Source organism: Bradyrhizobium sp. G127 (assembly GCF_021502575.1).
GTDB lineage: Bacteria > Pseudomonadota > Alphaproteobacteria > Rhizobiales > Xanthobacteraceae > Afipia.
On sequence record NZ_JAKFGN010000001.1, the window covers coordinates 1,667,875 to 1,679,857 of the forward strand.

General features: G+C 59.8%; 10 protein-coding genes. All 10 read left to right on the forward strand.

Features of this window, described 5'->3' with window-relative positions; translation table 11 throughout:
* The first annotated feature begins 113 nt into the window (after positions 1-113).
* The 10 genes from LVY71_RS08000 (at position 114) to LVY71_RS08045 (ending at position 11,932) form a co-directional block, all read left to right on the forward strand.
* Complete coding sequence (locus LVY71_RS08000; RefSeq protein WP_235099267.1) at positions 114-3,113, forward strand: xanthine dehydrogenase family protein molybdopterin-binding subunit; 3,000 nt, start codon at positions 114-116, stop codon at positions 3,111-3,113.
* Entirely contained in the window at positions 3,110-3,922 is an 813-nt protein-coding gene (locus tag LVY71_RS08005) for an FAD binding domain-containing protein (RefSeq protein WP_235099268.1), read from the forward strand. The genes LVY71_RS08000 and LVY71_RS08005 overlap by 4 nt, the downstream gene beginning before the upstream one ends.
* Positions 3,919-4,440, forward strand: coding sequence for a (2Fe-2S)-binding protein (locus tag LVY71_RS08010; protein ID WP_235099269.1), 522 nt, complete (start codon positions 3,919-3,921; stop codon positions 4,438-4,440). The genes LVY71_RS08005 and LVY71_RS08010 overlap by 4 nt, the downstream gene beginning before the upstream one ends.
* Positions 4,433-5,986 (forward strand): AMP-binding protein, encoded by a 1,554-nt coding sequence (locus LVY71_RS08015; protein WP_235099270.1) that lies wholly within the window; start codon positions 4,433-4,435, stop codon positions 5,984-5,986. Before LVY71_RS08010 ends, LVY71_RS08015 begins: the two co-directional genes overlap by 8 nt.
* A gap of 30 nt (positions 5,987-6,016) precedes the next feature.
* Positions 6,017-6,823, forward strand: coding sequence for an enoyl-CoA hydratase/isomerase family protein (locus tag LVY71_RS08020; RefSeq protein ID WP_235099271.1), 807 nt, complete (start codon positions 6,017-6,019; stop codon positions 6,821-6,823).
* A 434-nt stretch (positions 6,824-7,257) separates the two neighbouring features.
* Positions 7,258-8,433 carry an ABC transporter substrate-binding protein gene (locus LVY71_RS08025; RefSeq protein WP_235099272.1) on the forward strand — a complete coding sequence of 392 codons (1,176 nt, stop codon included), beginning with the start codon at positions 7,258-7,260 and terminating at the stop codon, positions 8,431-8,433.
* 174 nt (positions 8,434-8,607) lie between these two features.
* On the forward strand, positions 8,608-9,474 hold the full coding sequence (locus tag LVY71_RS08030) for a branched-chain amino acid ABC transporter permease (protein WP_235099273.1): 867 nt from the start codon (positions 8,608-8,610) through the stop codon (positions 9,472-9,474).
* 1 nt (position 9,475) lies between these two features.
* A complete protein-coding gene (locus LVY71_RS08035) occupies positions 9,476-10,477 on the forward strand; it encodes a branched-chain amino acid ABC transporter permease (protein ID WP_235099274.1) in 1,002 nt (333 codons plus the stop codon).
* Positions 10,474-11,238 carry an ABC transporter ATP-binding protein gene (locus LVY71_RS08040; protein ID WP_235099275.1) on the forward strand — a complete coding sequence of 255 codons (765 nt, stop codon included), beginning with the start codon at positions 10,474-10,476 and terminating at the stop codon, positions 11,236-11,238. Before LVY71_RS08035 ends, LVY71_RS08040 begins: the two co-directional genes overlap by 4 nt.
* Complete coding sequence (locus LVY71_RS08045; RefSeq protein WP_235099276.1) at positions 11,219-11,932, forward strand: ABC transporter ATP-binding protein; 714 nt, start codon at positions 11,219-11,221, stop codon at positions 11,930-11,932. The genes LVY71_RS08040 and LVY71_RS08045 overlap by 20 nt, the downstream gene beginning before the upstream one ends.
* The last annotated feature ends 51 nt before the right edge of the window (positions 11,933-11,983 follow it).

Genomic DNA, 11,983 nt, shown 5'->3' on the forward strand with positions numbered 1-11,983 from the left:
CAAATGAGACGGATTGGTAAGTCCTGAGAGAGGCCGGTATGGCCTGTTCTCCCGTTATCCTGACAAAGGTCTGCAAGCGCGAATAACAAGCGTGATCGGGAGTTTGTCTCAGGATGGCGCACGACGCCTCATCGATACCGGACGTCGACGTTAATCGTCCCTGGGTCGGCAGATCCATTGAACGTGTAGAAGACGCTGCGCTGCTCACCGGGCGCGGGCGCTTCATCGACGATCTCGGAATCCGTCCGGGCACCCTGCATGCCGCCATTCTGCGTTCTCCGCATGCGCATGCCGATATCATCGGGATCGATGCAACTGCGGCGCGGAAAATTTCCGGCGTAGCGGCGGTTCTAACAGGCGAGGACATCAAGGCGCTGACCACGAGTTTGGTCGTCGGCGTGAAGGCGCCAGTGGAATGCTGGCCCATCGCGGTTGGACGGGTTCGCTATGTCGGCGAGCCTGTGGCGATTATCGTGGCGACGGATCGCTATGTGGCGGAGGATGCCGCGGATCTGGTCGAGGTCGAATATCGCACCCGACCAGCTGTGGTCGATCCGCTGGCCGCACTGGCACCGGATGCTCCAATCCTGCATGAGGGCTTCAATGGCAATGTCGCCAGCGACCGGACCTTTCGTTACGGCGATTCCGAGCGGGCATTCGCCGAGGCCGCACATCGCATTTCCATTGACATAAAATATCCGCGCAATTCATGCACGCCGATAGAGACCTATGGCGTGGTTGCCGACTACGATCCGTCGGAAAATGCATTCGATGTGCTGGCGAACTTCCAGGGACCGTTTAGCATTCACGCAGTGATTTCCCGCGCGCTCAAGGTGCCGGGCAATCGCCTGCGGCTGCGGACGCCGCCGGACTCCGGTGGCAGCTTCGGCGTCAAGCAGGGCGTGTTTCCTTACATTGTTCTGATCGCTGCGGCGTCGCGAGCGGTGGGTCGTCCCGTGAAATGGATCGAGGATCGGCTGGAACATCTCACCGCTTCGGTTTCGGCAACCAACCGCGCCACCACCATTGCGGCTGCCGTATCGGCGGAGGGCAAGATTCTTGCGCTGGATTGGGATCAGGTTGAAGACTGCGGCGCGCATCTGCGAGCACCGGAGCCGGCGACGCTTTACCGGATGCACGGCAATCTGACCGGAGCTTACGACATTCGCAACGTCGCGGTGAGAAACCGGGTCGTCGTTACCAACAAGACTCCGACAGGGCTCAACCGCGGGTTCGGCGGTCCGCAGGTTTATTTCGCGCTTGAACGGTTGGTGCATCGGATCGCCATCGAACTCGGGCTCGATCCACTGGACGTGATCAGGCGCAATCTCGTTCCCGCCGATGCGTTTCCGTATCGGACGGCGACCGGCGCGCTGCTCGACTCCGGTGACTATCAGGAAGCAATCGCGCGTGGTGTCAAAGATGGCGCGCTCGGTGAGTTGAAGGCGCGCCGCGACGCTGCGCGCGCTGAAGGGCGGCTTTACGGCATCGGCTACACGGCGGTGGTCGAGCCCAGCGTCTCGAATATGGGTTACATCACCACGGTGCTGACCGCAGCGGAGCGCCGCAAGGCCGGGCCGAAAAACGGCGCACAGGCGACAGCGACGGTAACGCTCGATCCGATCGGTGGTGTTTCGGTGCATGTGGCATCCGTTCCCCAGGGGCAGGGCCACCGGACGGTGCTGTCACAGGTCGTTGCCGATGTGTTCGGTCTCACGCCGCAGGACATTCGCGTCAATACCGAGATCGACACCTCGAAAGATGCGTGGTCGATCGCATCCGGCAACTACGCAAGCCGATTCGCGCCGGCGGTCGCGGGCACAGCCCGGTTGGCGGCGCAACGCCTTGCTGCAAAGCTGTCGCGGATCGCCGCGAGCCAATTGAACGTGGAGGCGTCCGACATTGTGTTCGCCGGCGGCAATGTGTCGTCGAAGAACAATCCCGAGAACAAGGTGTCGTTTTCACGCCTCGCTGCGCTGAGCCATTGGTCACCCGGGTCGCTGCCGGATGATGTCGGCAATGCGATTCGCGAGACCGTGTTCTGGACGCCGCCGGAACTGACCGCACCCGACGACAACGACCTGATCAATTCCTCTCTGTGTCACGGCTTCATTTTCGATTTTTGTGGCGTTGAGATCGACCGGACCACGCTGGAAACCCGCATCGATCATTATGTCACGATGCACGACTGCGGAACGATCCTGCATCCGGGAATGGTCGACGGCCAGATCCGAGGCGGCTTCATGCAGGCGCTGGGTGCAGCCCTTTACGAGGAGTATGCCTACGGCCCTGACGGCAGCTATCTCACAGGCACCTTTGCCGACTATCTACTGCCTACCACCATGGAGGCCGCCGAGCCTTTGATTCTTCATATGGAGACGCCGTCGCCATTCACGCCGCTCGGCGCGAAGGGAGTCGGAGAAGGCAACTGCATGTCGACGCCGGTTTGCATTGCGAACGCGGTCGCCGATGCCCTGGGTGTGCAGGACCTCATTTTGCCGCTGGTGCCTGCGAGGCTTGCAGAGATGGTGCGCGGGGCCGAACCTGCCGCACCCGAGGGGCGCCCCCTTGAGATGCCGAAGGCCCGCGGCAATGACCGGCGTTTGCGCGGTGAGGGCAGTGCGTCGGTCAGCGTGCCGCCGGAACGCGTGTGGGAGATGCTGCTCGATCCCGAAACGTTGAAAGCCGTTATTCCAGGGTGTCAGAGTGTCGAGAAAGTGTCCGATACGCATTTCCGTGCCGACGTGACGCTGGGCGTCGGGCCGGTCACCGGCCGCTATCGCGCCAACGTGAAACTCTCCGATCTTGATCCGCCCCATGCCGTCACGCTTGGCGGCACGGCTGAAGGAGCGCTCGGATTTGGCGGCGGCGAGGGACGCATCACGCTGACGCCGGACGGTAACGGCGGAACGCGCATGACTTATGTTTACGACGCCGCAATTGGCGGCAAAGTCGCCAGCATCGGGGGACGGCTGCTCGATGGCGCGACGCGCGTCATCATCGGGCAATTCTTCGCAGCGCTCGCCCGACAGGCCGGCGGAGGGACAGCATCGCGCACCAGTTCGCTCTCGCTGCTGGGTCGGCTGCAACGTTTGCTTGGCAGAACGTCATGAAGCCGGCGGCCTTCGACTATGTTTGTGCGGAAACGCCGGGCGAGATCCTTGAAACTCTCGCGAGGGAAGGCGGCGATGCACGGATCATCGCCGGCGGGCAATCCCTGATGGCGATGCTGAATATGCGGCTCGCAAAACCCAAGACTCTGATTGACATCATGCGGGTGAAAGAACTCGATCGCATTGAAAACAAGGCGGGCAGGGTAACGATCGGAGCCGGTGTGCGGCAAGCGGCGCTGCTGGTCTGGCCGGAACTCAAAGGGACATTGCCACTGATTTCGCAAGCGCTGCCTTGGACGGGACACGTTCAGACGCGCAGCCGCGGCACGATCTGCGGTTCGATCGCGCATGCGGATCCCAGTGCTGAAATGCCGCTCACCCTGATCGCTCTTGGTGGCGAGGTTCATCTGCGCAGCGCCAGGAAAAAACGTCGGCTGGCGGCCAGGGAGTTCTTCGCCGGAATGATGGCGACGGGACGAGCCGATGACGAATTGATCGAGGCTGTGTCATTTCCTGTTGGTACAGCACGCTGTGCATTCCGCGAGGTCGCTCGCCGGCATGGCGATTTTGCCATCGTCGCATGCGCGGCGGTGGCGACGTCAACCGGCGTGCGGTTTGCTGTCGGCGGCGTGGCCGACGTCCCCACTGCGCGCGATTGGCCGCGCCTGGGGGGAAGTGCTCTCGACGATGCGCTGAATGCTTTTGCCTATGAACTCGAAGCCCGCGATGATATTCACGCCACCGCGCGCTATCGCCGCGATCTGGTGCGCAGCATCGGGCGGGATCTGGTGCGGGAGGTGCTGCAATGAGCCGTTTGCAGTCCGAGCGCCGGCATCTGGTGCGTTTGACGTTGAATGGCAAGCCAGTGCAGGGCGAGGCCGAGCCCCGCATGTTGCTGACGGACTTTCTTCGCCAGCAGGTCGGCGCGACCGGCACGCATGTAGGATGCGAGCATGGTGTCTGCGGCGCCTGCACGATCGCCGTCGATGGCATGTTGACTCGCGCATGTCTGACCTTGGCGGTACAGACTGACGGTTGCGATTTGCGCACTGTCGAAGGCCTCGCCCCATCTGTCGACAGGCTCGGTGTTCTGCAAGCGGCTTTCCGGCGACATCATGCGCTGCAATGCGGCTTCTGTACGGCGGGAATCCTGATGTCGCTCGATCATTTCCTGCAACATCACCCATCCCCCGATGAGAGCGCGATCCGCGATTTGCTGAGCGGCCATCTGTGCCGCTGCACGGGGTATACTCCCATTGTGCGTGCAGCGCTTGAAGCCGCAGCCGAACTTGCGAAGAGTCCAACGAACGAGAAGACCGATGCTTGATCTGGGAAGCAGCTTCATTGCCAGTGTCGCCCGCGATCCGAATGCAACCGCGATCGTGGACGGTGAACTCCGGCTGACCTATCGCCAGTGGTTTACGAAAATTGCTTCCGTCGTGGCGTCGTTTGACCGGATCGGTCTCAAGCCAGGCGATCATCTTGTCACCGTTCTTCAGAACCGATGGGAGGCGGCGACAATTCACTGGGCCTGCCAGTTGGCGGGAATCGTCATCACGCCGATCAACTGGCGTGCAAAGGCCGACGAGCTCGATTTTTGCATCGAGAATTCGGAAGCCTGCGCGTTGGTTTATCAGGATGCCTCCGCAGAGGCCGTATCGAATTCAAGTCAAGCGCCTAGATTGCGGCGGATCGCCGTTGGAGACGATGCGGTGGGTGGAGGGAAGGCATTTGCCTTTGCCGATATGATCGCCGCGGAAACATTGAGCATCATGCCGCGCGTCAGCGCCGACGCATGGTCGATCATGCTTTACACGTCCGGAACGACGTCCAAGCCGAAGGGTGTGCCCCGGCGGCATCGTGCGGAGCGAGCGGCGGGCGTCGCGCATGTCGCGCAAAATCTTTATGGGCGCAAGGAGCGTACTCTTGGCGTGATGCCGCTGTATCACACTATGGGCGTGCGTTCGCTGATCGCGATGTCTTTGATCGGCGGCACGTATGTATGTCTTCCGCGTTACGAGCCGCAGCAAGCGCTTGCCCTCATTGAATCGGAAAAGATCACCAATCTGTATCTGGTTCCGACGCTTTATCACGATCTCGTCCATCACGACGAGTTTGCAAGGCGAGATGTTTCGAGCGTGAGGAAGCTCGGATTTGCCGGCGCCTCGATGACTGACGGTCTGCTCAAGAAGCTGGATGGGGCGTTCAAGCCGGATCTGTTCGTCAATCACTATGGCAGTTCGGAAATCTATACGTTCACCATCGATCAGGACGCCGTGGCGAAACCCGGGTCCGCCGGCAAGGCCGGCATCAACCAGCACGTCAGGGTCGTCAAGCTGAACGCTGTATCGGCAGAGGATGTTGCCGATCCCGATGAGGAAGGCGAAATCGTCGCCCTGCTGGCGGGCGATGAATCGTTCGAAGGATATTGGCGCCGTCCTGATGCGGACGCCAAGTCGCTGCGGGATGGCTGGTATTTCACGGGCGACACAGGCTTTAGGGATCGCGATGGCGACCTGTTCGTGACCGGCCGTGTCGACGACATGATCATTACCGGAGGCGAGAACGTCTCGCCGGTCGAGATCGAAAGCTGTCTTTCGTTGCATCCGGCCGTATCGGAAGTGGCGGTGGTCGGTCTTCCCGATGAGCGCTGGGGAAAGATCGTCGCTGCATTTGTCAAGCGAGGCGCTGCGGTAACCGAACAGGACCTCGATCTGTTTTGTCGCGTTTCTGGCCTCGCAAACTTCAAGCGTCCACGCAAATTCGTCTTCGTTGACGCCATCCCGAAATCCCCCGTGGGCAAATTGCTTCGCCGCTTGCTGATCTCCGGTGAATACGAACCTGAACGCGCGCCGCCGTCGAATGCGGCTTGATCTTTGAATTACAACAGAAGGAAATCCTGAATGCCGTCACCCTATGTTTTTGCCGACCCGCGGCTCGCCAAGCTCGATGGCTTCCAGGTCGAGATCGATGAAGCCCACGAGCGCGCCGATATCATTCTCAACCGGCCGCCCTACAATATCGTCGTAATGCCGCAGCGCGATCAGCTTCGGCTGGTGTTCGAGATTCTCGACGAAGATGCGCGGGTGCGGATCATTGTGGTCCGCTCGGTCGGTGAGCATTTCTCTAGCGGCGGCAATATCGGCGGCTTTATGGAAGCAACGCCCGAGCATGTGTCGAAGCTGGCGTGGAATATCGCTGCTCCGGCACGTTGCGCCAAGCCGGTGATTGTCGCGAACCGCGGCTATTGCTTCGGCGTCGGATTTGAACTGTCGCTGGCCTGCGATTTCCGGATCGCATCGGAGACCACCCTTTATGCGCTTCCTGAGCAGAAGCTAGGCCAGATTCCGGGCTCAGGCGGTTCCGCCCGGCTGCAGAAGATGATCGGCATCACGCGCACCAAGGACATCGTGATGCGGTCGAAGCGCATTTCCGGCAAGCAGGCGCAGGAATGGGGCATCGCCACGGAGTGCGTTCCCGATGGCGATCTGGAGAAAGCCACCGATAAGCTTGTCGATGAACTTCGCACTTTCTCGCCGTTGGCGCAGCGCACCGCCAAGAAACTTCTGAACGATACGGAAGATTCGACGCTCGCCATCGCCATCGAACTGGAAGGCCATTGCTATAGCCGGTTGCGGCAGTCGGATGACTTCAAAGAGGGCGTAGAGGCTTTCAACAGCAAGCGTGCGCCGAAGTTTACCGGCCGCTGATAGCGGATATGAGGAGGGCAATCCGGCTTGACCGGATTGCCCTAATAAAAGACCGTTGCCGAATCGCGCGATCTCAAGACGCGGGACCGCCGGGACGGAATGTTGCTCATTTCAGTGACCCACAGGTATGGCCATCGTCTGAGATTGGATTGGCGGTCCCACGGTAGTCCGCATTCCTTCATGTCCCTCCCAATTCGCTCGGGATTGCTCCGCCATCGACCCGGCCCATGCGGCTTTTTTGCACTGCAGGACGATCCGTTCTTCAGGGACGCAATCGATGCGGACCTGATAGGCTGCTATGCGCCCGTGCAAAAAATGCCAAAACCGAACGCTTCCCGACCCCGAACGGGAGTTAAGCGAGCCTTTCGAGATATTTTGCTGCGACAACGGGCATGACGTAAGCTAAGGCAAAACAAACCGGAGCGGGGGCAGAGATGAACAAGGCGGCAAAATTCTTATGCGTGCTGGCGACTGCCGGCTTGATGTCTGGTGCGGCCTGCGCCGATGTGATCAAGGTCGGTGTCATCGGCACCATGTCCGGGCCGTTTGCGTTGTTCGGCCAGAATTTCAAGGCTGGCATCGAAGCCTGGGTGGCGGAGCATGGCTCCAAGGTCGCGGGGCATGATGTCGAATTCATCTATCGCGATGAGGAATCGCCCAATCCGGCCAAGTCCAAGGCGCTTGCCCAGGAGCTTCTGGTCAAGGACAAGGTGCAATATCTCGCGGGCTTCTATTTCACGCCCGATGCATTGGCGGTCGCGCCTCTGCTCGAAGAATCCAAGACCCCAATGGTCGTATTCAACGCGGCGACGTCGGTCATCGTTGAGAAAAGTCCGTATATCGTCCGCACCTCCTTTACGATGTGGCAGAACACGGTGCCTGCCGCAAAAGTTGCGAAGGTCAAGGGTGCCAAGAAGGTCGTGATTGCTGTCACCGATTATGGTCCCGGTATCGATGCCGAAGCGGCCTTCAAGAAGACATTCGAGTCGGAAGGCGGAACGATCGTCGAAGCGATTCGCATGCCGATCAATACCACGGACTTCAGTCCGATCATGCAGCGTATCAAGAACTCCGGCGCCGATACGATTTTCACGTTTCTTCCCGCCGGTCCCCCGACCGTGAGCTTTGTGAAGTCGTACATCGATAACGGCCTTAAGTCGGCAAATGTCGGTTTGATCTCGCTGGGTGACGTGCTGAGCGAATCCGACCTGCCAAGCCTTGGCGACAACAGCATCGGTCTCCTGTCCACTTACCACTACGCGTTGTCGCATGCTTCTCCTGAAAACAAGGCGTTTCTCGAGCGCCTCGCCAAAACCGGCATGCCGGATGACAAGGTGACGATGACCTCGGTCGCGGCCTACGATGGAGCTCGTGTTATTTACAAGATGATTGAGGCAACCAACGGCCAGCGCGATCCAGAAAAGGCTGTGGCTGCGGTCAAGGGCATGAAGTGGATCAGCCCGCGTGGCCCGGTCTCGATTGATCCGGCAACGCGCCATATCACGCAGAACATATATCTGCGCGAAGTGACCAAGCAGGACGGCAAGCTGATCAACAAGGAAATTCAGACGTTCGAGGCTCAGCCGGATTGGGCGCTGGTCAAGAACTGAACCCTGCCGTTAGGTGGAGATTGGTGCGAGTATGCTCGCGCCAATTGCATTGTCATCCAGTCAGCGGACCAACATAGCGATGCCCAGCGATCCGCGATCTCCGCAATTTATCGATGGGCGGCGCGTTGTATCCGATGGTGATATCGGTCAGAGAACGTGCGTGAGGCGGCACCGATGCTGACCGCGCTGAGCATCGGGCTCGATGCGCTGTCCTACGGGATGGTGCTGTTCATGATCTCCATCGGTCTTTCGATCATGATGGGGCTGATGCGCGTCGTGAATTTGGCGCACGGCGCATTCGCAATGATCGGCGGTTACCTTGCATCTTATGCATTGAAGACGCTCGGCATCAGTTATCCGGTTGCCATCGTGCTGGCCGTGATAGGCACGATCATCATCTCGATCCCCTTCGAGGTTCTGCTCTATCGTCGCATCTACCGCCGATCCGAGGCCCTGACTCAGATTCTGCTGACTATCGGGATCACATTCGTCGTCATCGGCCTCGCGAACTTTGTCTTGGGCCCGACATCGAAATCGATTCCGGTGCCAGCGGCTTTGAGCGGTCCCTTCGATCTCGGCTTTCGCATGATCCCCACGCATCGGCTGCTGGTAATCGCCTGCGGCGCGGTGACAGCGTTGCTGCTGTGGCTGCTGATCGACAAGACCGAGTTTGGCGTGCGAATGCGCGCGGCGGTCGATAACGGCGACATGGCGGAATCTCTCGGTATCCGCACCCAATGGATCTATTCGGCGACCTTTGCGCTCGCGGTGGGGCTGGCGGCGTTCGGCGGCGTTCTCGGCGCGGAGATGCTGCCTATCGAGCCGTTTTACGCGCTGCGCTACATGGTCACATTTCTTGTCGTTGTGTCGGTCGGCGGCGCGGGCTCGATTCTCGGCGCACTCGCAGCCTCGTTATTTCTTGGTCTCGCGGACACCACCGGAAAGTATCTCGCGCCGGAGTACGGAGAGTTCTTTTTTTATCTCGCCGTGATTTTCACCGTGTTTCTGTTCCCGCGTGGTCTTCTCGGGCGAGCGCACTGACATGACCGAGCAGATCGTCAGATACGATGTACCCCGGCGGGGGATTCCGTTTCAGCCGGAGGCCATTGGTCTGCTGACTGTCGTGGCGTTGGGCGCCATAGGATACTTCGCGTTTCCCGACGATCTCGCGTTTCTGACAAGGCTGATTAGCATCACATTTCTGGTTTTGTCACTTGATCTCGTCACCGGTTATTGCGGGGTCGCGACGCTGGGGCAGGCCGCGTTGTTCGGCGTCAGTGCCTACGCGGTGGGTAACGCGTGTATCGCAGGCATCACAAACCCGTTGGTTCTATTGGCGATAGGAGCATTGGCTGGAATGTTGATGGGGCTGGTCTCAGGCGCGCTGATCACAAGATTTCAGGGACTGCCGCAGCTCGTTCTCTCGATCGCCATCGGCCAGCTCGTCAGTTCGCTGGCGAACAAGCTGTCATCGCTGACTGGTGGCAGTGATGGTCTGTCCGGCATCACGCCTGCGCCGATTTTCGGAATGTTTTCGTTCGATATGTACAGCCGCACCTCGTACATCTTTTCGCTGATAACGCTTGCGATTGTCATGACCCTGCTGCTGCGGTTTGTGCGTTCCCCCTTCGGCCTGTTGTGCCGCGGGATCAAGGATGACGGCTTGCGGGCGTTGATGATCGGGGCATCACCCTATCCGCGGCTTGTCATCATGTACGGCGTATCGGGCGTGGTTGCGGGCCTCGGCGGAGCGCTGATGGCGATCAACACCGGGGTCGTCGGTCTCGACAGCGTGAGTTTTGAGCGATCCGCCGAGGTTCTCATCATGCTGGTGCTGGGTGGTGCCGGGAATCTTTGGGGCGCACTGGCCGGCGCGGTGATCTTTCAGATCTTCGAGCACATCGTTTCGGCGGCAAATCCATTTCACTGGATGACTTTGGTGGGGGTTCTTCTGATCGTTATCGTGATCTTCGCGCCGCGCGGTATCGGATATGGTGTCGCTTCGCTCTGGACATCGCATATGCGGCGGAGGCCTATGCGATGAGCCCGCTGCTCGAATTGCGCAATGTCTCGAAATCCTTTGGTGGACTGCATGTCAACCGGGACGTATCGTTCGATCTCGGCAAGGGGGATCGCGTTGCGCTGATTGGTCCCAATGGTGCGGGCAAGACCACACTGGTGAATGTAATTTCCGGCGGTCTCGCCCCTTCTGAGGGCCGTGTTTTCTTTGAGGGCAATGATGTCACAGCGGTCTCGATTCCCGGGCGGGTACAGCGGGGACTGGCGCGGACCTTTCAGATCACCCGTCTTTTTACGAGTTTGACGGTCGCCGAGAATGTCGCGCTGGCGGTCATGCAGCGCAAAGGCATGACGCGCCGCTTCTTGTCGGCGGCGACGTTTGCGCCCGACGTGCGCGACGAATGGATGCATATTCTGGCCATACTCGGCATCGCCCATTTGTTTCATTTTCCAGTCTCCAGGCTTGCTTATGGCCAGCAGCGCCTGCTTGATCTCGCGATCGGCCTCGCGCTGACGCCGAAGGTCTTGCTGCTGGATGAACCGGCCGCGGGCGTGCCCCACGATGAAGCGCCGAAAATCCTTGAAGCAATCAATCGCCTGCCGCCGGACATCGCTGTTTTGATGATCGATCACGACATGGACCTCGTTTTCAGGTTTGCAAACCGCGTGCTTGTGCTCGCAAATGGCCGCCTCATCTTCGAAGGCAGTCCGGCGGATGTGACGAAAGACGACGAAGTGCGCCGGGCCTATCTCGGGAGCTATGCCGATGCCAGCCATACGGCTTGAAGTGGAGCGCCTGAGCGCGGGCTATGGCCAGACACAGATCGTGTCGGAGATGTCGTTCGACGTTCCGGCCGGAGGCCGGCTTGCGATCCTCGGCCGCAATGGTGTCGGCAAGACCACGCTGCTGGCCACCCTGATGGGGCTTTCGACACAGCATCAGGGCCGCATTCTTGCCGATGGGCGGGACATCAGTAGATTTCGAACATCGGCGCGGGCGCTCTGTGGAATGGGATACGTCCCGCAGACCCGCGATATTTTCCGCTCGCTGACAGTGGATGAGAATCTTGCGACAGGTTTGAAGACACGGGAACGAAGCGCGCTTTCCGAGGCTTATGACATGTTTCCGCGGCTGGCGGAGCGGCGTCGGCACTACGGGCTTCAATTGTCGGGAGGGGAACAGCAGATGCTTGCGATGGCGCGGACCCTGCTGGGCAAGCCATCGATCCTGCTGCTGGACGAACCTCTCGAGGGTTTGGCACCGGTGATCTGCGACCAGTTGATGGAAACGATCTCCATGCTCGCGACCAGCGGGGATATGACCATCCTCCTGGTGGAGCAGCAGATCGAGCGTGCGCTTAATTTCGCTGACCGCGTTATTGTGGTGGAGCGTGGCCGTTCGGTCTGGGAAGGGGCATCGGCGGAATTGAAATCGGACGAACCCTTGGTGAACAAGTTGCTTGGCGTGGGAATTCACTGAACCGGCCGCGAGAGTTGGCCAGAAAAATGAATGCCTGACGATAATCTGCCT